The sequence below is a fragment of the Alloacidobacterium dinghuense genome (genome assembly GCF_014274465.1).
Taxonomy (GTDB): domain Bacteria; phylum Acidobacteriota; class Terriglobia; order Terriglobales; family Acidobacteriaceae; genus Alloacidobacterium; species Alloacidobacterium dinghuense.
In genome coordinates, this window is the sequence record NZ_CP060394.1 from 4,865,110 (window position 1) to 4,886,387 (window position 21,278).

Genomic DNA, 21,278 nt, shown 5'->3' on the forward strand with positions numbered 1-21,278 from the left:
CGCCGGACAAAATACCGGCGCCCGGATAGCGGCCTGTGCCTGCGACCCCGGTGGCTTCGGGGGCTTTGCTGCGTTGCCTTGGAGATCAAGTGTTGAAGCTACGCATCGCGCTGCTGTGCGCATTGCTCCTCGTGTCCTGCTGCCGGACCGTTGCTCAATCGACCACTGGCGGAGCCATCGCCGGAACCATTCTCGACGCAGAAGGCCGAGCCATCCCGAACGCGCAAGTCGCGCTCCGCAACCCCGCCACCGGATTTGAGCGCAACGCAAAGACCAGCGAAGCAGGCGGCTTCTATTTTGAAGAACTCACGCCGGGAACCTACACGCTCATGGCCGGCGCAGACGGCTTCGCGCCGCTGGTCGAGCAATCCATCACCGTTGAAATAGGCCGCCTCACCCACATCGTCCCCCGGCTCGCCGTCGGTACGGCACAGGAAACGGTCAGCGTAAACGCCTCGCCACAGATCGATACGACATCCGCAGCCGTTACACAGAACATCAACCAGACTGAAGTCGACGAGCTCCCCACCAACAGCCGCCGCTGGTCCAATTTCGCTCTGCTCGCGCCCGGCGTTACGCCCGACCAGAACGGTTACGGTCTGCTCAGCTTCCGCGGCATCAGCGTGCTGCTCAACAACAACACCATCGACGGGGCCGACAACAATCAGGCCTTCTTCTCAGAAGAACGAGGCCGCACCCGCATCGGCTACTCCACCACGCAGGCCGCCGTGCGCGAATTCCAGGTCAACACCTCCAACTACTCCGCCGAATACGGACGCGCCGCCGGAGGTGTCGTCAACACCGTCACCAAGAGCGGCGGCAACGAGGTCCACGGTCAGCTCTTTTTCTACGACCGCGACAACAACTGGGGCGCGACCAACCCATTCACCACTCTAACCTCGCGCACCAGCACGGGCGACTTCGTCACCACACCCTTCAAGCCATCAGACGTTCGCAAACAATGGGGATTGAGCGCAGGCGGCCCCATCCGCAAAGACAAGCTCTTCTGGTTCCTCGCCTACGATCAATTCCGTCGCGACTTCCCCGCCGTCGCCACTGCGGAGACGCCCAGCAAATTCTTTGAAATGCAGAGCGCGCAGAACATTGCAACGCTCGCCGCCCGCATTCAGCAGACTCCGACGCAGGCGCTCATCAGCTACAACAATCTGCTCAACAACCTCAACAGCCTGCTGGGCAGCGTTCCGCGCAGCGGCGATCAGATCATCTTCTTCCCCAAGATCGATTGGCAGCTCAATGAGCGCAACCACCTGATCTTGCAGTACAACCACATGCGCTGGTCGTCGCTCAACGGCGTGCAAACCGGAGCCTCCGAGAACTACGGAACGGCGAGTTTCGGCAACGATTACGTAAAAGAAGACTGGGGCATCGCGCGCTGGCAGTACTTCGTGACCGCCAACATGCTCAACGAAGCCCGTTACCAGTATGGACGCGACACCGAATCGGAATTCTCCGACGCGCCAGCGCCCTTCGAGCAGAGCCTGTCGAAAAACGTCTACGGCCACGCCCCGCAAATTTCCATCGCCTCAGGAAGCTATGGCTTCCGCTTCGGCAAGCCAGCCTTCCTTGATCGCCCTGCTTATCCCGATGAGCGCCGCCACCAGTTCGTCGACACCCTAACCTGGATCAAAGGCAACCACGCCATCAAATTCGGCTACGACCTCAATTACGTCACCGACTACAGCGACAATCTCTACGATCAGAACGGCACCTACGACTACACCAATCCGCTCGACTTTGCCGCCGACTACTACTCACCCAACCATTGCTCCGGTACTACAACCGGAGTCGGCGACCTTCCCTGCTATTCCTACTTTGAGCAGGGCGTTGGCTTCACCACGTTCCAGTTCCAGACCGCCGACTACGCAGGCTTCATCTCCGATGAATGGAAGCTGCGCCACGGCCTGACGCTGTCCCTGGGCATGCGCTACGAGTACGAAGAGTTGCCCAACACCAACAAAAACCTGGTCAATCCCGATATCCCACAGACTGCCACCCTCCCCCACGACCGCAACAACTTCGGCCCGCGTCTCGGCCTGGCGTGGGACATCTTCGGCAAAGGCTCGACCGTTCTCCGCATCGGGTACGGCATCTACTACGGACGCATTATCAACTCCACCATCTTCACCGCGCTCTCGTCCACGGGATCACCCAACGGCCAGCTCACCTACTTCTATCGCCCGACCGACAAGGGCACGCCGCCTTTCCCCTACGTCTTCAGCGCCAAGCCAACGCTGAGCGTCGCACCGAACGCCGTGTTCTTCGACCCGCGCTTCCAGAACCCGCAGATCCACCAGGCGGAAGTTTCCTTCGAACAGGCCCTCCCACGCAAGACAACGATCACCTTCACCTACATGGGCAGCGCCGGACGCGAACTCCCCAACTTCATTGACACCAACATCGACCTCACCGGCAATCAGCCCTTCAAAACCATTACCTACACCATCGACGACGCCACCGGAAAAGGCCCGCTCCACGGCGCCTACACCACCAACTTTTTCTCCCAGCGCATCAACCCCAACTACCAGCAGATCACCGACATTTTCAGCGAAACCAACTCCGCCTACCAGGCCGGAGTCGCCAGGCTCAGCCACCACTCCCGCGCCCTCGATCTCACCGGTTCCTACACCTACGCCCACGCCGCCGACTACAACCAGAACGAGAGCACCTTCGCCGATCTCAACGACGTCCTCGACCCGACAAATTTCAAGCTCGAATACGGCAACTCCAACTTCGACATCCGCCAGCGCGTCACCGCCAGCGCCGTCGCACGCGCTCCGTGGCGCGTCCACGGATTCTGGGGCTATCTCGTCAACGGTTATCTCGTCGCGCCTGTCGCCGAGCTGCGCACCGGCCTGCCTTTCACCATGCGCACCACCGGTTCTGTTCCGTCGCTCGAATGCTCTTACGAGCAATTTCTCCTCGGCATCTGCCCGTCCACCAAAGTCAGCGGCTTAGGTGCAAGCATCAACGGATCCGGCGGCGCCAACCGCATCCCCGCCGTGGGCCGCAACACTTTCCGCTATCCGCGCGTGTACAACGTCGACGCCCGCCTCGCCAAGAACACCCAGATAGGCGAGCGCTACAACCTTGAAGTTGTTAGCGAAATCTTCAACGTGCTCAATCACCAGAACGCCACCAACATCGACACCGTTGGCTACATCATCAATGGAGCCACCACTCCTGGCGGCAACGCCCGCCTCACCTTCCTCAGCGGAGCCAACGGTACCGCCCGCTTCGGCACAGTCACCAACGCCAACAGCACCACCCTGTACCGGGAACGTCAACTCCAATTGGCCCTGCGCCTGCGCTTTTAACACCTCGAAAACCTGAGCACGCCGCTATCATTCCTGCCAGATGTGGCCCACACATTTCCCTGGCAGTCCGCTTCCAGTTCTAAGAGCGGAGACGTAAGCAAAATGCGGCAGCCTCGGCTGCCGCATTTTCTTTTCACAGAACTTCGCGATTTATTGATCTCGGTGGTGCAGGTAGTCCGAGGGCGCCCGTTCCTGCGCTGGCGGCAGTTGCGCGATATTGGCCGTTCCGATGTGTCCAGTGGCCTGATCTCGGACGACGAGACGCAGTCGAGCACTGCTGAGTGAAACCGGAGCTTCGATATGAACGGTGATTTTCTTGGTGTCGCTGGATTTCAATTGCTCTTCACGGAGAAAAGCAGTGTACGAGCGGGTGACCGTGTGCAGAAGCTGGTCATTACTCGAAAAGTCAGCTGTGGCGACATCCATTTTCGCCTCCATCCGGCCCTTGGAAGCCGGTGTCCACGTAAAGGCGTCTGCGTTTACGGTAAAGCTTACTCTCGCGCGGGGGGGATCTCGAACAACCGTCACGATCGTGTTGAAGAAGGGAACGCCGCTGTAGAAGAGAGGGCTGTGGAGCGCTTCGCTGATTTGATCGTCTGCCTCCTTGCCATTTGCCGGAAACGAATCGGGCAACCCGTAATATCCGTCGCGCGTTCGCACTCGGAGATCGGGATGCTCCAGCAATACGACCTTGATTTTGCGGAAGCGACCGTCGAAGCGGCGATTCGACGGTGAATAGGAAACTGTGTAGCAGATATCGCCAGCGCCTATGCTGTCCGCTATTTCCTGGTCGACATCGTTGCGCCCGAAAAATATGCGGCCGCCCGTCTGCACAGCCAGGGCCTGTAGTGCAAAGTCTTCAAATCCGCCAACCTCTTTAACGGCGCGCAGAGACGCTTCATATTTTCCAAAGTCTTTTTCATCCGGAACAAAGTCACCCGCCATAACGCCACGCGGATCCACGGTGTAGACTGCGATGCGCGCCTTCAGGAGTTGGTCGGAGATCGAGCGAATGATGTCATAGATCTTGTCTGCGCTTGCTGGATCAACTTGGCTGGATGACAGCGCGGGAAAACCAGAGCTGATCCAGACGATATTTTTCCGCGTGCCAGATCCAGCCCTGGACGCTGCAATTTCACTGATGGCTTCCAGCGAAAACTTGATCCGATCGGTCATCGCATCGGCATTGTCTTGTTCCGATTGCCTGACGATCATAGCCGGCAAGCGCTCCAGGGCCGATTCAAGCAATGCTCCGCTTTGAGAGGGCCCGGCGAGAACCTTAAGCCCCGTATCTCTGAGGTACATGAGGGTGGTGGGCTGACTCAGCATGCCGCCGTTTCGTGCAAAAAGCTTCTTCAGGGAGCTGCGAGCGAATGAGAAATCGGAATAACGCGTATTCAGCTGGTCGATCAGCAGAATAGTCTCTGGAGCTTGTTGCGAACTGTTGATCGAGTTGACCGATGTGCGTCCGAAAGATCGAATCGACTGCGGAACATTGTCTTCTTCAATGACGAAGTCATTCTTTGTTAGTCCGTCGATCGGGTGATTGTCTTTCTTCGTAACGATGACGTCCAGAACGACTTCGCGGGTCGTTGTCTGGATACGAGGGACGGGCTCGTTGTTTGACGGCGTCGACTCCTGAGTCTGACCACTGGAAGACGGCCAGCTAAGCATTCCTGCGACCACGAGAAGGAAGAAGAGAGTCGCGCGCATCCGGCCACCGTGAGAAACAACCCCAGAGAAACAGCCCCGTGACTAATGTATTGAATTAGCCAGAGAAAAGCGAAAAGTTTCGTCCGAGCAGTCGGATTCCATACGGAAATGCGTCCCCGCTGGCCAGCGTAGTTGCAAACTTCACCCACGATCCAACCCGGGATCTAACTGCGGGTGCCCCACGTCTCAACGAGACGTGGGATCCATCTCTCACCGACTTCCGAGACCAATTGCCGCAACCAAAAGAGGCGCAAAGCGCCTCCTGGTAGAAGCCGGGACATCAGTTCCGGAAAAAAGTGTCGACAGATGAGACCTAAGAAAACCGCGATCAACAAGCCTCTTCCAGACAATCCGCGACCATCGCCAGCACATCCTCTTCGAGAACCTCGCACGCCCGGTCCAGCGCGGAAGCGTGCGCCATCTTCTGCCGCATCGCCCGCGCGTGTTCCCAAGCGTTATCCCTGGGTGCTCGACACGCTTCTCTATAGAGATACAGACCACTTGCTCGAAATTCTTCCCGAAAAAGTCATCCGCAGTAGCGAAGCCATCATCGATGCCCAGTCTGCCACGCGTGCTTAGCCCCCGTGCTTAGACCCCGTACTCAGGCCATAGTGTCGTGCCCAAAACACAGCGTGTAACCATTACAGTCCCGAACATCGAAATCGCGGCAGCCATACAGCTGATCGCAGATCTCCCTGGCAATCTTGATGTCTTTGCCTTTGAACTCCTCATACAACGCATCGGCATTGCTCACCCAGATATATGCATCCCAGGCTGACGCTCCTGGATCAACTGCGCTATTCGGACGCATAAGGCCCGTCTTTTCCAGCTGGCTGAGCATGATCGTGATGCCGCTGCGACGGACCATAGCAAAGCAAGGCGGTTCACCCCAGAAACGGTCGTAATGAAATCCCAGCTTGTCCCGATAAAAGTTCGCCGTCGCCACAACATCATCCACGATGAAATAAGGGGCGATGCCCCAGTGCAGTTCCGATTCCCTCATTCTCACCCTCCTTCGGCACCCCTATCACACGTCGTTCTGAGCGTAACCTGCGCGAAGAATCCATACGATCGCGATCAACCAAAGTTCCAATAGTCCTTTTTCCTTGCGGGCCGCCTCAATTGCCCACTCTAAACCAGCGGGATGATTCAAGGCCGCTTGTCCCGAATCTTCCAGAGCGCCTGCCGCAGAATCCCCATCCACATCGCCGCATCCGCCGAGTCAAACTGCATCCGCCGCACCAACCGACGCAACGCCGCCGCATCGCCACTCGCCGGATGCCGCCTTGTGTACTCGCTCTTGTCCAGCAACTCGGCAAGCAAGATAGTCAGCCGATCCAGATCACCCGCCATGGCATCCGCCACAGCAACAGAAGCAGGCAAATCCCCGCCCCGAATCAGCTCATACAAACAAACAGCCGCCGCCTGCCCCAGATTCATCGACGGATGCCGTACACCCTCCCGTTCAAACATCGGAATCGTCATGGTCCAGTTGCAATAACTCAATTCGTCACGGCTCAACCCCGTCTTCTCCGAGCCGAAAATCAGCGCGACCCGGCTCCTGTCATCCGAAGACAGATGCGCCCGCACGATCCCTCCACCTTCCGCCAGGGGATAGAGCGGATGCTCCTGCACCCGCTTCCCACCTGCCGTTGTTCCGATCACCAGAGTGCAATCCGCAATAGCATCTGCCAAGCGCGAAAACTCCCGCGCCCCAGCCAGAACCTCCGCAGCATCTACCGCAGACCGCGCCTCGGACAACGCAACTGGATACTCGCTCACCACCCGCAGCTCTTCAAACCCGAAGCCATACATCGCCCGCGCCACCGCCCCAATGTTATTTGGATTCCGTGCCCGCACCAGCACCACGCAGACCCGTTCAAGTTGTTCACCCGTCAGCATTCCCCGTTATTCTAGGCCGACCAATGCAACATGATGCTTAGGGTAGAAGAGCCGGGCTTCAGCCCTGCGTTAAAGCGGAATAGAAATGGGCCTTCAGGCCCGGGCATCCTGAAACCCACGGATTTCGACAATGTTTTCGCGCGTACGAAAATAGCCTTATGACCTCAGTAAGAATGGACAAGTGGCTTTGGGCAGCCCGCTTCTTCAAAACCCGGGCACTCGCCTCCCGCGCCTGCGATCTCGGCAGAATCCAGTCCAACGGCCAGCTCGCCAAGCCATCCCGCGACGTCCGCGTCGGCGACATGCTGCAGATTAAGAACGAAGGCGGCGACTTTCAGATCGAAGTCCTGCTTCTCAGCGAAATGCGCGGCCCGGCAGTCGTAGCCCAGACCCTCTACCGCGAAACCGAATCCAGCCAGGAAGCTCGCCGCAAGCTCGCCGAAGAGCGAAAAGTCCTCCAGCAATTCGAGACTCTACCCGAAGGCAGGCCCTCCAAACGCGACCGCCGCCTAATCAACCGCTTCCGCGGTAGAGGTTAGACAGCAACAGCCTTGGGCGCGCACCGAGTCGCACACTAGTGCAGCTTATTGATAAATAGATTCTTACATCTTATTTTTTATTAATTGACAATAAGCCACTCATATTTTCTGCAACTATTGTGCTATAGCCTGAATCAGATTGATTGTAAGGCCGAATAAACCCGGTTTCATATCTCTGAACTAGTAATTGGAGGAATCCATGGCTATCACTCGTTGGGACCCATTTCGCGACGTACTCGTTCTGCAAAATCGTATGAACTCGCTCTTTCAGGGCTACACCCGCGGACAGAATGAAGCTGACGCGCTGACGACTGCCGCCTTCGCTCCCCCGGTCGACATCTATGAAGACGAGCACAAGGTCGCCCTCAAGCTCGAAGTCCCGGGCATGAGGCAGGAAGACTTCGACATACGTGTCGAGAACAACACGCTGACCGTCCGCGGCGAGCGCAAGTTCGAAAAAGAAGAGAAGGAAGAGAACTTCCACCGCATCGAGCGTCGCTACGGCAGCTTCTACCGCGCCTTCACCGTACCGAACACGGTCAACACGGAGAACGTACAGGCCAGCTACGACGCCGGCGTCCTGAAGATCGAGCTGCAGAAGCGCGCAGAAGCCAAACCGAAGCAGATCAAGGTTTCGGTAGGCGGCACTAAGCCTATCGAAGCGCCGAAAGCTGAATCCAGGCCAGCCGCCTAAAAGCGGCAAAACCGAATGAGGGCACAGCGCCGGGTGCCCCATCCTTTGCGAAGCAAAGGGTGGGAAACGAAGGGAAGAATCTTAGCGATATGAGCTGAATCAGATATGTAAAGTTCAGCGCATACCCCGAATGACGACCACTACGCGGAAGAAAGTCTAAAATGACTTTCTTCCGCTTTCTTACATCTAGAAGATCGAAAGCTGAGATCAAATATGGCAATCCGTTGGGACAAATTCACAGTCAAATCGCAGGAAGCGATTCAAAGCGCGAGCACACTCGCCACCGAGCACGGCAACCCTGAGCTGTTGCCGCTGCACCTGCTTTCTGCGCTGCTTGAGGACAAGGAAGGCGTCATCGTCCCTGTCCTGCAAAAAGTCGGAGTGGCAACCGACCAGCTCATCGCAAAAACAACCGAGGCTCTCGGCAAACTGCCTAAAGTTTCCGGATCGGGCGCGCAGCCCGGCATGTCGAATGCCATGCAGAAAGTCCTCGATCAGGCCTTTAAGGAAGCCGACAATTTCAAGGACGAGTACGTCTCCACCGAGCACCTCCTGCTCGCCCTCGCGCAGCAGAAGAACGAAGGCGCAGAGCTCCTGTTAGCATCTTTCGGAGCCACCTATGACGCCATTCTCAAGAGCCTCAGTACCGTTCGCGGAAGGCAGCGCGTGACCGATCAGAACCCTGAAGCAAAATTCCAGGCCCTAGAAAAATACGCCAAAGACCTCACTGAGCTCGCCCGTCGCGGCAAGCTCGACCCCGTCATTGGCCGCGATGAAGAAATTCGCCGCGTCATTCAGGTCCTCTCGCGCCGCACGAAGAACAACCCTGTGCTCATCGGCGAACCCGGTGTCGGCAAGACCGCCATCGTCGAGGGTCTCGCCCGCCGCATCGTCTCTGGTGACGTGCCAGAGATCCTGCGCAACAAGCGCGTCATCTCACTCGACCTCGGCTCCATGCTCGCCGGGGCCAAATTCCGCGGCGAGTTTGAAGACCGACTCAAGGCAGTCCTCAAAGATATCGAAGAATCGCACGGCCAGATCATCCTCTTCATCGACGAGCTGCACACCCTCGTCGGCGCAGGCGCAGCGGAAGGCGCCATCGATGCATCGAACATGCTCAAGCCAGCGCTCGCGCGCGGCGAGTTGCGTGCCATCGGCGCAACCACGCTGAACGAGTACCGCAAGTACATCGAAAAGGACGCAGCCCTCGAGCGCAGATTTCAAATTGTGTTTGTCGGCGAACCAAATGTCGAAGACACCATCGCGATTCTGCGCGGCCTGAAGGAGCGTTACGAAGCGCACCACAACGTCCGCATCAAGGACTCGGCCATCGTCTCCGCAGCCGAGCTGTCGCACCGCTACATCAGCGACCGCTTCCTGCCTGACAAGGCCATCGACCTCGTCGACGAAGCCGCAGCCTCGCTAGCCATACAGATCGGGTCCGTCCCGACTGAAATCGATCAGCTCGAACGCCAAGCCACCTCGCTCGAAATCGAGAAGGCGGCCCTCAAGCGCGAAAGCGACGAGAACTCGAAGCAGCGCCTCGAAGTCGTAGAGCGCGAACTGGCAGCCTTGCGCGAAAAGGCTACCGGCCTGCGCGCCCGCTGGCAGAAAGAGCGCGAAGCCATCACCCGTCTCGCCGACCTGAAAAAGAAGGTCGAAGCCCTGCGCTTCGAGGCCGAAGAGCAAACCCGCCTCGGTAACCTCGAACGCGCCGCTCAGATCCAGTACGGCGAACTGCCCAAGCTCGAATCTGAACTGAAGAAGCTCAACGCCGCGCAGGACGGCAACGCTAACGCGCAGCGCATGCTCAAGGAAGAAGTCGACGAAGAAGACGTGGCCCGCATCGTCTCCAAGTGGACCGGCATCCCCGTCTCCAAGATGCTTGAAGGCGAAGTCCGCAAGCTCGTCCAGATGGAAGCGCGTCTCCGCGAGCGCGTCGTCGGTCAAGACGACGCCCTTTCCATCGTTGCGAATGCCATCCGCCGTTCACGCGCTGGCCTCAGCGACCCGAAACGTCCGATAGGTTCATTCATCTTCCTCGGACCGACAGGCGTCGGCAAAACCGAAACCGCCCGCGCACTCGCCGAGTTTCTCTTCGACGACGAGCAGGCCATGGTCCGCATCGACATGTCCGAATACATGGAGAAGCACGCCGTAGCACGCTTGATCGGCGCGCCTCCGGGCTACATCGGCTTTGACGAAGGCGGCCAATTAACTGAAGCCATCCGCCGCAGGCCGTATTCAGTCGTTCTCTTCGACGAAATTGAAAAGGCGCACCCCGACGTCTTCAACGTGCTCCTGCAGGTCTTGGACGACGGCCGCCTGACCGACTCGAAAGGCCGCACCGTCGACTTCAAGAACACGGTCATCATCATGACCTCGAACCTCGGCGCGCAGGCTCTCAATGCTGACTTGATCTCGAGCGAAGTCGGCTTTGAGAAAGCACGTGCGCAGGTCATGGAAGTGCTGCGTCAAAGCTTCCGCCCCGAGTTCCTGAACCGTGTCGATGACATCGTCATCTTCCGTCCGCTGGGAGAAGATCAGCTCACGCATATCATCGATCTGCGACTAGCTGATCTCAAGAGGCTGCTCGCCGACCGCAAGATCGCGATCACGCTCACCGACGCCGCCAAGCACATGCTCTTTACGCAAGGCTATGACCGCGCCTACGGAGCGCGTCCGCTCAAGCGTGCCATGCAGAAGCTGATCCAGGATCCGCTGGCAATGAAGATCCTCGATGGTGAAATCCTGCACGGCGACGAAGTAAAGATCGACGCCGACAAGCGCAACAACATTCTCACCTTCGAGGTAACAAGCCGCGCCGGCATCCCGCTCGAAAGCCACGTAACGATCGGTCGGGCCTAACAGCAAAAGTTGAACCATTCAGAGAAAGTTGGCGACGTGGCGTGTCCAGCGGCTGCAGATACGGCGGCAGTTCTTCAACCGGGCAAACAGCCGCTCGACTTTCCAACGCGGGTGTAGCGGTGCAGTCGCCTTCCATCCTGAGTTCGCTTTCGCCTGCGGAGATTGGGCACAATCAATTGGACGCTGTGTTCTTGGCGCAGCCGTTCATCCAGCCGATCGCTATTCTCGGTAGCGGGTTGGTTTTCTCGTAATTTATTGATATATAACCAGTTAAACGTGGCGGAGGGAGAGGGATTCGAACCCCCGTTACCCTTTCGGGTAAAGCGGTTTTCAAGACCGCCTGTTTCAACCACTCACACATCCCTCCGCGAGTGGCAAGTGCTTGCTCTACTTCATTGTACGACGACTGGAGTTGGATCTTCGAGCGAAGCCGTTGCACATTGGTTGCACACTAGATTTTCTAGCGCCACCATTGCTTGTCGACTTGGCTTGTCTATGCCACTCCGCTTGATATAGGCGTTCCGGGTCACCGAGACTTCACTGTGTCGCAGGATGGCCTGGATGACGATATCGGGCACACCGAGTTCGTGCAGGTTAGTCGCCAGCCCCCTACGACAATCAAATCAACACCGCACTGGAACGCCTCTTCAACGAGGAAGGGCAACGCATCGTCTTTTGGAACGATCCCGACCAAGAGTTCCAGAACACATTGCCGTTTATCCTGCTCGACGGCGTACGGTGTCCCTCGCTGTGCTCCGTAACTCCCTTCCTCCGTATCTGAATTGACCTTGTCACGTGGAATCAGTCGCACACGCGCGATCAGGTTGTTGGTATTCACAATCAGCAGGTGCCGTTGGGGATCGAAGGCATAACCACTCCAGTTCATCCCTCCCAGATTGCCAGGAGCCGCCAGCGTTCCCCGTACGCTGGGTGGTGTGAATATGCCCTGATTGAGAAGCTTTTGTATTGCCTGCCGACAGGCTTCGCGATCTGCTGGCGTTGGTCCCCATGCATCATCAACCGAAATGTGTTGAGGCGCGAGTGGGGGTGGAGCGACGGGAAATGGCTGCGTCGGAGAAGCTGTTTCGCCAGGCACATCACTCGGCGGTACAGCTCGCTCTTCAACGGGAAACACTGGCTCTCCTGTGTCCCTATTAAGCACATAGAGAAAACCGGTCTTGTTGCCCTGAATGACAACTGGAATCTCTTTGCCGTTATGCGGCAACATTGCCAGGAGAGGCGGTGGTGCCGTGTCATAGTCCCAGAGATCGTGATGCACCAACTGAAAGCCCCATGCCATCTGTCCTGATTTCGCGTGCAGCGCTACGACGGAATTCGCCCACTTGTCGTCCCCAGGACGGAGGCCCCCGTAATAGTCCGGGCTGGCACTCCCCGTTGGTATGAAGACCAAATCGCGATGCGTGTCCGCAGCGATAACCGACCAGGCATTTGCCGCACCAGAAAGCCAGGACGATGTCGTATCCGGAGTGTTCTCGGCAATGGGATTCCAACTCCAGCGCAGGGCTCCCGTACGGGCATCGAAAGCTCGTACTACTCCTGAGGGCATGTCGGCTCGATTGTTGTCATCGATGGCCGACCCCACGATGACCATGTCATCGATCACTGCCGGAGGAGAGGTCATGTGATACCAGCCCTGCATGTGCTCGCCGAGGTTCGGATGCTGATAGCCAGGAACGTTCCGTAGATTCACCTGCCCTGAAGACCCGAAGTCAATGCACGACTGGCCTGTGGCCGCATCAATTGCGATCAAGCGAGCATCGAGCGTCGCTTCAAAAATGCGCCTCCTGCATTTGTCTTTTGATCCGCGTTGCGGATCGAGCCAGGTTGCAGCGCCTCGATTGATAAGGCCGTCGCCGTAATCGAGACTTTGGTCAATGTGGGGGTCATACGCCCAGAGTTGCTGTCCTGTCGCGGGATCAAGTGCAATCACGCGGTTGAACGGCGTAGTCAGGTAGAGCCTTCCATCGACAAAGATCGGGGTTGTTTCAAAACCGCTGCGCTTCCTTCCGTCATGCCCATCGGAGACATCGCCGGTATGGAAAACCCACGCAACCCTGAGCTTTGCCACGTTCTCGCGATTGATCTGAGCAAGAGACGAATGGCGCATCCCTCCCGGATCATTGCCATAATTCGGCCATTCGGATCCGGAGTTGGTCTGAGCATGTGCAAAGCAGGTGAGACTCACAAGCAATATCGCTTGGCAAAGCCAGTAGAGCCGTTCTCGAACCGTCATATTCGAACTATTAGAACGAAAAATTCCGAAGGCAAGCAATGATTCGTGACAATCTGGTCCAAGTCCTTTGTACATAATAAGAGCGGTCCTCAGAACTCGCAGAAAAAATAATCGCGCGAAACTTCGCCAATCTGCACCTCAGGTGGGCAGATTAGAGTATGAGGACATCAGCGCAATCGCTCCGGCCCCAGAGACAAAAAAGGTCGCTGCGTCTCGTGCTTCTTAGCGATACCCACGAGCTACATCGCGAGCTAGATGTTCCCAGTGGAGATATCCTGATCCACGCTGGCGACTTTAGTATGTTCAGCCGCAGTCTACGGGGAATTGAGGACTTCAATACCTGGTTGGGCGAATTGCCGCACCGCTTGACGATTGCCGTGCCCGGCAATCACGAGTTCTTTTTGGCAAGTGACCCATCACGACGTTCCCTGCTGAGTAATGCCACAGTTCTCATCAATCAGAGTGTTGAGGTTGACGGCCTGCGAATCTGGGGATCACCAGTTACTCCGCTTGCCAATGCAGCCTTTGGCGTGAGTTCAGCCGAGGATCGCCGCGGCTCTACGCGCAGATTCCGGAACACACCGACATCCTTATCACGCATGGACCGCCGTATGGCGTCCTCGACTCTGCTCCTGGTTCAGGTATCCATTTCGGCTGCCGTGAGCTTTTCGACGCGGTAATGCATGTAAAGCCGAGATTGCACGTGTTCGGTCACATACATGGGGCATACGGGATTTTTCAGACAGACGATACGACACTTGTAAACGCAGCGCTGCTCGGAATGCACGGGGACATTGATAGGACCCCAATAGTGCTCCAGATAAGCCAGAAATGAGTCGCAGGTCAAATTAAGAAGGCCCTTTACCAAAGAGAGCAAGACATGTTGAAGAAAACCTACATCCGCAACGGAAAAAACCAGATTATCGGCTCCGAAACCTCCGGTTTCGGGGACGACGACACCGTGGTCCGCGACCGTGACGGTAAGATTCTCGGTCGCGCCAACAGTCGCTTTCATACAACACGCGATGCGCACGGGCGACTGGTCAGCATCAATTCCAACGACCCAGGGCTGCCGTTCGAAGAGTGAGAGGATCGTTCATGAAACGTGCGGCTCTATACATGCGAGTATCCACCGTCGATCAGAATCCTCAGAACCAAAGCATCGAGCTTCGAGAGTTTGCGAGGTTACGTGGGTACGAAATAGTTCAGGAGTATTGCGATCACGGCATAAGCGGCACAAAGGTCCGCCGCCCGGCGCTCGATCAGTTACTGAAAGATGCTCATCGCCGCAAATTCGACGCTGTCTTGGTCTGGTCCTGCGACCGGCTGGCGAGATCGACCAAGCATTTCCTGCAGGTCTTAGACGAGCTTAATGAGCTTGGTATTCAGTTCCTGTCTCAGCGCGAAGCGATCGATAGTGAAGGTCCGCTGGGAAGAGCGATCGTTGTAATCATCAGCGCTATAGCTGAGTTAGAGCGTTCCCTCATCGTTGAACGTGTACGTGCTGGTATGCGCAGGGCAAAGCTTGAGGGCCGCCGCATTGGCCGCGCACCTCTAGATGTTGACCGTCATTCTCTCGTGCGTGACCGACTTGCAGGTATGTCGCTCACACATACTGCACAGAAATATGGGGTCTCGCGGGCATCCGTCGTGCGCATGGTTCGCGAAGCGCAGACGAGCAACGAGGTCGTGAGCGCTAGGTGAAGCTCAATCGAGTCGAGCGATTTCGAACTACGTTCTTGGTAGGCACCGAGGAGAGAAGCATGGAGTTGAATCTGGACGATGTCGATATTGCAGTCGTGGTGAATGTCGAGATCCTACGACAGGTCCTGAAGAACCTGAGCACCAATGGTAAGAAGTGGTGGATAGCATGTGAGCCTGCCTACGCCGTGGAAACAGGATTGACGATTGGTTATGGCGATCCAGGATGCGTGGACCGCCTTAATACCGTGTATTACAAAGTGCCGGTCCTCAACCAAGATCGACCGCTCGGCGGACCAGACAAGCTGGTCGTTCTTCTGGACTCTAGTGTGGTTGTCGCCGAACAGCCCGGACTCTATCGCGAAGATGACTGCGTACTTCAGGACGAGGTTGCCGACATAGAAGACTTCTTCATTCCCATTCTGCGAGCATTGGTTCCTGTGCTGGCCGCGCATGCCGGAGCGCAGTGACGGGAGCCCGATCCCGATGAGTCATCGGCACCTTTGCAAATATGCGGGTCATGATTGTGGACGACCCTGCGATGGTGTCACACAGCCATTACGCACACCGGCAAGGGCCTTGCTTGCGGCTGACGGGGTGTGCCCGTAGGATCGAGAACTTCTTCCTCGGTAGAAGACCCCTTTGATCGCCGTTCTAATGGGGTTTCTCTGCGATGCAGTAGATGATTGCTTTCCAGGAATCAGTAAATGCGTGGAGGTTTATAGCTGCATTTTCGCAATACTCCGAAAAGAGTCCAATAATTCCCTGCTCTTTCCGATAGATCAGCCGCCAGTCCATGAACGCTTCCATATATCCAGAGTCAATAAGGCCATCCGCAAAGTTGGCTACTAGCAACACACCTTCGGCATTCAGCATGTCGCACATTTTGCGAACGAGCGCTTTGGCAACAGGATCTTTCAAATAATCGAATAATCCCGCCGCGTAAATGAAATCAAACCCTCCGGTTCCGATCTTACCCGCGAGAAAGCCGCGAACTGATCCTCTGATCGGATTTACGACTGAGCCACAATAACGCCGATGGCATTCTTCGACGCTTTTCGAGTCCTGATCGACCGCTACCCACTCCTTGATTCGCCGCTCTTGAAAAGCTATTGACAGTTCTGCTTCCCGGAGGTGACCGGCTGCGATACTCAGAATTCGTGGCATTATTCCTCTCGCAGATATGGCATCGACCGTTCTGGCGATAGTCAATCTGCGATTTCGTACTGCGTGTGGTGACCTACCTGATCCGGCGGTATAGCGGAACACAGAGCTACCCTCCCGGGAGCATGGAGGAACCAATACACCTGAATCGTAGATCATATCCAACATAACGGCGTCCCCCGCGTATCCACGTGGCTTGGCATAGCTACGGAACGTCAAAGGATCCTGGTGCAAAATTGATCTGATTGGGTGAGCGCGACAGAACGAAACCACGCCGCTCCATTCTGGCTCGGCAAGGGAAGACCTGATATCTCGCAGCGTGGTCACGAGGAAGTCCATTCCTTTGTAAGGGTCACCCGTGCAAATCTCACTATGAGCCCAGTCAAGCTGTTCGTTTATTTCTCTTATATCGATCTGCGGGCCCGTGGTCACTGGTGGCCATTTAGGTCCGATCACACCTTCGTATATGCACTGCATGAGAGCACCTATGTTTGTTGCCGTTTAGTGGGAAATCAAGAATCCTTCGTGAACAGAGCCGACTGCGTTACAGTGGAGTTGCCTCTGCGCGGGTCCTCGTCAATGGGACCGAAGTCCGCGTTGAGGCAACTCCTCTGATCGACGTTCACCTCTACCGTTCACGGTCGTCCAATATCAACTCATAGAGCGTGCCGCCGCTATTGTTGTAGCCGGCGGGGCTGCCGTTGCCGCCATAGATGGCGATTCCGATGAGCTTGTTCCCGTCCAGCACGAGGCCGTCATCCGCGTTGGCACCGTCGGAGTTGGCTCCGGTGGTTGGATTGGTCGCGCTGAAGGTGTGCAGAACCTCGTAACGGCCATCTTCTTTGAGGGCGAAAAGCACGCCATTGCCGTTTGCTCCCCCGGCTTCGGCGTTCGAGTACAAAGTTCCATGTGGCCCGAGCGCCAGCGGGCCATCCGGGCCTGCCCCGTCCCAATTCTGGCCTGCTGAGTTCACGGCGCTGAAGTCGTGCACAACCCCGACGACACCAGGGTTATCGAGGGAATACCGGAACACGACACCGCTGCCATTTGTTCCTCCGAAATAGGCCGCGCCGTAAAATATGCCGGGCCTCGTCTCGACAAGCGGCTCGTAGCAGTCCGCGCCATCCATGTTCTGGCCGCTTGTGTCGGTCTGGCTGAACGTATAGAGCACCTGAAAGTCGGTCCCCCATGGCGTCATCCGGTAGAGGATTCCTGAGGGTAAAGGCCCGGGTGGCAGGGAGGTAGCCGGCCACACCGCGCAGCCGTAGAGGTACCCATCGAACCCCTGAGTCAGCGATGCTGCATGGCCCTCGTCGGCGGTGAACTGATGGATCACCGTAAACTTTCCCTTGTCGTCGATCGTCCACGCCACCCCGCAGCCATGCGTGAAGAGGCAGGTGTTCTCACCACCAGTCCGGGTGGTGCCATAAAGGTTGCCGTCGCTGCCGATAATGATGTTGCGCAGCGGCCAAACGCCGTCCTCGTTGTGTCCGTTCGCATCGAGGGCGCTGAATGTGTGCAGCACGTTGAATTTGCCAGTCGTGGTGATACTGAAGATAGTGCCGTTGCCGTTCGCTCCGCCCAAAATGGCCATGCCATAAAACACACCGTTGGGACCGGGGGTCAGTCCATTGCCCGGAGAGGCTCCGTCCTCGTTTTCTCCATTGGCATTCTTCGCGCTGAAGGTATGAAGGACTTTGTACTGATGCGTGTCCTGGTCGAACCGGTAGATGACGCCGTTTCCAAACTCGCCACCGACCGTTGTCATCCCGTAAATGTCGCCGTCCGGACCTATCGCCGGCGTGGTGTCCGGTTGAGACCCTAGAGGACTCGTGAAGGTTGTAGCAGCTGGAGCTTTGAATGAATTGAGCGTCGAAAACTTTACGTCGTCAGCGTGCGCGCTCACCACGTTCGTTCTGTTGGCCTCGTTGGCCTTTCCGACTGCAAGAGTTTGTGCACCGGCGCGAGCAGTTGTGAACAAGCAGACAACTACGCAGGCCGCGATGGATAAGCATGCGATTTGCTTCGTCATTTGGATGGCTCCCTTTCGTTGGTTCGAATGTGGAGGAATCGGGCCGCAAGAGAGCGAAGCGGAGGCTTATCCCGCCTGCGGCTCATGGACTTAAGGCGTGCGACTCCCTGGCTGGAGAGGGAGAATGTCGCTAGGCGCGGAACACCTGTGGTGGCGACAAGATAGTCTTGGCGGCCCCGGATGATCTGGGCTACACTTGCGGCATTCCCCGTCCAGCAGGGTTCGCCGGACTGGGAGCCCACGCCTGGCGAAACGCTGAGACACCAGAGAAAACAACCAAGCGTGAGTTCTTCACAGCTCTGACGCGACTCTGAGTCAAGATCCGAGCAGTCGTCTTGAAAAAGTCCTGAAGTGTTTCTGAAGAAGTAGTGATGACGCCACCGATCGCAAGTAAGTCGTTGGTTTTCAGATTCGCGGATGTGACTGTGCGCGAGCGAGAGTTCGCGATCGTGAAATCGGGTCAGGTGCAGCAGGTGGAACCAAAGGCATTCCGGTTACTGCTGATCATGATCCGAAACCCGAATAAGCTGATTGCCAAAGAAGAACTGTTGAACTCGGTTTGGGGCGAGACCGCAGTCACAGAGAATTCACTTGCCCGTAACATTGCCCTACTGCGGCGATTATTGGGCGACGATCCGCGTGAGCCGCTGTTCATCGAAACGGTATCCGGAATCGGATATCGCTTCATTTGCCCGGTGGAGGTCACGGAAGATCCCATCGAGACTTTGCAAGGCACGCGCGGCGCGGAGACGGTCCCGCCGAACGGCAGCGATGCTGATACGGTCTCGGCCGCTCTTTTGGCGCAGGATTCCGTAGAGGCCGCCAAAGGGAGGACGGATGCCATCGCTACGCCCTCACGTTCGAGAGGAAAATGGGCTGTGGTCGCGGCGGCGGGCTTCATTTGTGTGTGCCTGGTCTTTTGGCAATACACCTCGCGCCAATCGCATTCGCTGACGGACAAGGACTCAATTGTCCTGGCTGAATTCGTGAACACCACCAGCGATGCCATATTTGACGGCACGTTGCGGCAGGGTCTTGCAGTGCAGCTTGGGCAATCACCCTTTCTAAACCTGGTCTCAGATCAGCGGATCCAACATACACTGTCGCTTATGGGACAGCCGCCGGACGCACACCTCGCTTCCAACACAGCACGGCAGCTATGTCAGAGAATTGCCGCTGCGGCGGTGGTGGAGGGTTCGATCGCGAGCCTTGGATCGGAGTACGTGATCGGGCTGAGAGCGCTAAGCTGCCAGACGGGAGAGGTACTTGCTGAACAACAGGTGCAAGCGGCGCGGAAAGAAGATGTTCTAAAGGCGTTGAGCCGGGCCAGCGGACAGCTGCGGAAGAAGCTCGGCGAATCACTGAGCACGGTGGAGAGATTCGATACTCCTCTCGAGGAAGCCACGACATCGTCGCTCGATGCACTTTTGGCCTACACCATGGGGCGCAGGGAACTGAACTTGCACGATAACTGCCAAGCTGCGGTTCCGTTGTTCCAAAGGGCCATCGACCTGGACCCGAAGTTCGCGATGGCGCATCTCTCGCTGGGACTGAGCCAGATCAATCTCGGACAGACAGGTCTTGCAGCCAAAAGCATTCGGAGGGCGTTCGAGTTGCGTGAGCACGTCAGCGAATGGGAAAAATTCGCTATAGAGTCGCGGTATTACTTTGCCGTCATCGGTGATCTGCCCAAGGCCCGGCAGGTGTACCGGCTCTGGGCACAGATCTATCCACACGAGAGAATCCCTGTGGGAGTGCTCGGACAGGAAGTCGATCCAGAGCTCGGACGGTACGATGATGCGCTGGCAGATGCACGCGAGGCGCTCGCACGCAGTCAGCAGAATCCGGAAGACTATGAGGGCCTGGTGGTTGCTTATATGAATCTGGATCAGCTCGAAAACGCTCGAGCAACCGCCGATGAGGCGAACGGGAAGAGACTTGAGGCGATGGATCTTCCCCAGCATCTTTACCACCTTGCATTTCTCAGGAAAGATTCCGGGAAAATGGCCCAGGAAGCGGCGTGGGCCGTGGGCAAACCAGGCGTGGAAGATGTGCTGTTGTCGTACGAAGCCGACACTTCCGCCTTCAGTGGACAAATCGAGAAGGCGCGGGAATTTTCCCAGCGCGCCATTGCTTCTGCCCGGCAGGCCGGTCAGAAGGAGACGGCTGCCGGATACCAGTCTGAATCGGCGATACGGGAGGGGTTATATGGAAATTTCGCCGAGGCGCGCAGTCAAGCGGAGGCTGCCCTTGCACTGTCAAGCGCCCGCGACGTGGAAGCGCGGGCAGCTTTCGCGCTGGCACTTGCCCGCAGGCCAGCAGAGCGTTTGGCCGAAGATCTTGCTCGGAGATTTCCGGAGGATACGATGGTCCAGTTCGTCTTTCTTCCCGTCATCCGTGCCCAGCTGGCGCTCAACCATCGCGATGCCGCGCATGCTATCAAGGAGCTGGATGCAAGTGCTCCATTCGAATTGGGCAACCCATCTCCTTATCAAACAATTCCATTCGCACTTTACCCATGCTATCTGCGAGGAATTGCATTCCTGGCGAGTAATCAGGGCAAGGAAGCGGCCGTAGAGTTTCAGAAGATACTCGATCATCCAGGCATTGTGATCAGTGAACCGATCGGCGCCCTGGCGCACAAGAACCTCGCCCGTGCTTATACGCTTATGGGACAGATAGACAAAGCGCAGGCGAGCTACCGGGAATTCATGAATCTCTGGCACGAGGCTGACAACCGGAATCCGATCTTCCACGAAGCCAAGTTGGAGTACAGGCAGTTGGGTGCTGTGAAGTAGGCGCGATCGATGCCCCGTTGCTATGCCTGAAATGGGAAGTCACGAAATTTACACTCTCGCTCGTTCTCAGGAATAGCCTCAGTTAACGCGCAGGACAGTCGCAAATTGCTGGTCAAGCACGCCTTCAAGGCCCTTTGCACGATAGGTACTTTGAAAAGCGCTTCCGTTGACTGATGTCCGGGTAGTCGGTTACTCGGAAGCTGGGCGGCACCAACGTTTAAGAAGACGTCCCTGTCTGGATCGCCGCATCAGCGCATCGAATGACACTAGGGGATTCT

At 56.9% G+C, this 21,278-nt stretch carries 16 protein-coding genes and 1 tRNA gene; 10 read left to right on the forward strand and 7 right to left on the reverse strand.

The features are described 5' to 3' along the window. Positions 1–89 precede the first annotated feature (89 nt). On the forward strand, positions 90–3,335 hold the full coding sequence (locus H7849_RS20280) for a TonB-dependent receptor (protein ID WP_186741988.1): 3,246 nt from the start codon (positions 90–92) through the stop codon (positions 3,333–3,335). A 150-nt stretch (positions 3,336–3,485) separates the two neighbouring features. Here H7849_RS20280 and H7849_RS20285 read toward each other — a convergent pair whose 3' ends face one another. After that, positions 3,486–5,048 (reverse strand): VWA domain-containing protein, encoded by a 1,563-nt coding sequence (locus H7849_RS20285; RefSeq protein WP_186741990.1) that lies wholly within the window; start codon positions 5,046–5,048, stop codon positions 3,486–3,488. A gap of 306 nt (positions 5,049–5,354) precedes the next feature. On the opposite strand from H7849_RS20285, the gene H7849_RS20290 reads away from it, so the two are divergent. Further along, positions 5,355–5,627, forward strand: coding sequence for a hypothetical protein (locus H7849_RS20290; RefSeq protein ID WP_186741992.1), 273 nt, complete (start codon positions 5,355–5,357; stop codon positions 5,625–5,627). 22 nt (positions 5,628–5,649) lie between these two features. Here H7849_RS20290 and H7849_RS20295 read toward each other — a convergent pair whose 3' ends face one another. Together H7849_RS20295 and H7849_RS20300 are read right to left on the reverse strand one after the other, a co-directional pair. Further along, a complete protein-coding gene (locus H7849_RS20295; protein WP_186741993.1) occupies positions 5,650–6,051 on the reverse strand; it encodes a VOC family protein in 402 nt (133 codons plus the stop codon). Positions 6,052–6,197: 146 nt separating this feature from the next. Further along, positions 6,198–6,950, reverse strand: a complete 753-nt coding sequence (locus tag H7849_RS20300) for an RNA methyltransferase (protein WP_186741995.1) — start codon at positions 6,948–6,950, stop codon at positions 6,198–6,200. 158 nt (positions 6,951–7,108) lie between these two features. Here H7849_RS20300 and H7849_RS20305 point away from each other — a divergent pair, with 158 nt between their 5' ends. From H7849_RS20305 to clpB, 3 genes are all read left to right on the forward strand, one after another. After that, complete coding sequence (locus tag H7849_RS20305; RefSeq protein ID WP_186741997.1) at positions 7,109–7,489, forward strand: RNA-binding S4 domain-containing protein; 381 nt, start codon at positions 7,109–7,111, stop codon at positions 7,487–7,489. Between the two features lie 199 nt (positions 7,490–7,688). Next, entirely contained in the window at positions 7,689–8,183 is a 495-nt protein-coding gene (locus tag H7849_RS20310) for an Hsp20/alpha crystallin family protein (protein ID WP_186741999.1), read from the forward strand. A 213-nt stretch (positions 8,184–8,396) separates the two neighbouring features. Next, positions 8,397–11,051 carry an ATP-dependent chaperone ClpB gene (gene clpB / locus H7849_RS20315; RefSeq protein WP_186742001.1) on the forward strand — a complete coding sequence of 885 codons (2,655 nt, stop codon included), beginning with the start codon at positions 8,397–8,399 and terminating at the stop codon, positions 11,049–11,051. Positions 11,052–11,328: 277 nt separating this feature from the next. Here the strand turns inward: clpB and H7849_RS20320 are convergent. Together H7849_RS20320 and H7849_RS20325 are read right to left on the reverse strand one after the other, a co-directional pair. Continuing rightward, positions 11,329–11,418 (reverse strand) — tRNA-Ser (locus H7849_RS20320). Between the two features lie 159 nt (positions 11,419–11,577). Continuing rightward, on the reverse strand, positions 11,578–13,380 hold the full coding sequence (locus tag H7849_RS20325; RefSeq protein WP_490337726.1) for an outer membrane protein assembly factor BamB family protein: 1,803 nt from the start codon (positions 13,378–13,380) through the stop codon (positions 11,578–11,580). 83 nt (positions 13,381–13,463) lie between these two features. Between H7849_RS20325 and H7849_RS20330 the strand changes: the two genes are divergently transcribed. The 4 genes from H7849_RS20330 (at position 13,464) to H7849_RS20345 (ending at position 15,476) form a co-directional block, all read left to right on the forward strand. After that, positions 13,464–13,985: a metallophosphoesterase gene (locus H7849_RS20330; RefSeq protein ID WP_251106379.1), complete on the forward strand. Its 522-nt coding sequence runs from the start codon at positions 13,464–13,466 to the stop codon at positions 13,983–13,985. 200 nt (positions 13,986–14,185) lie between these two features. Beyond that, the gene (locus tag H7849_RS20335) at positions 14,186–14,392 is read left to right on the forward strand and encodes a hypothetical protein (RefSeq protein ID WP_186742007.1); all 207 of its coding nucleotides are present in this window, start codon (positions 14,186–14,188) and stop codon (positions 14,390–14,392) included. A gap of 11 nt (positions 14,393–14,403) precedes the next feature. Next, positions 14,404–15,009: a recombinase family protein gene (locus H7849_RS20340; protein WP_186742009.1), complete on the forward strand. Its 606-nt coding sequence runs from the start codon at positions 14,404–14,406 to the stop codon at positions 15,007–15,009. Between the two features lie 59 nt (positions 15,010–15,068). Continuing rightward, the gene (locus H7849_RS20345; protein WP_186742011.1) at positions 15,069–15,476 is read left to right on the forward strand and encodes a hypothetical protein; all 408 of its coding nucleotides are present in this window, start codon (positions 15,069–15,071) and stop codon (positions 15,474–15,476) included. 184 nt (positions 15,477–15,660) lie between these two features. On the opposite strand, the gene H7849_RS20350 is transcribed toward H7849_RS20345, so the two are convergent. Continuing rightward, positions 15,661–16,173 carry a class I SAM-dependent methyltransferase gene (locus H7849_RS20350; protein WP_186742013.1) on the reverse strand — a complete coding sequence of 171 codons (513 nt, stop codon included), beginning with the start codon at positions 16,171–16,173 and terminating at the stop codon, positions 15,661–15,663. A 625-nt stretch (positions 16,174–16,798) separates the two neighbouring features. Further along, complete coding sequence (locus H7849_RS20355) at positions 16,799–18,202, reverse strand: choice-of-anchor tandem repeat GloVer-containing protein (protein ID WP_186742014.1); 1,404 nt, start codon at positions 18,200–18,202, stop codon at positions 16,799–16,801. Between the two features lie 371 nt (positions 18,203–18,573). Here H7849_RS20355 and H7849_RS20360 point away from each other — a divergent pair, with 371 nt between their 5' ends. Further along, on the forward strand, positions 18,574–21,000 hold the full coding sequence (locus H7849_RS20360; RefSeq protein ID WP_186742016.1) for a winged helix-turn-helix domain-containing protein: 2,427 nt from the start codon (positions 18,574–18,576) through the stop codon (positions 20,998–21,000). The last annotated feature ends 278 nt before the right edge of the window (positions 21,001–21,278 follow it).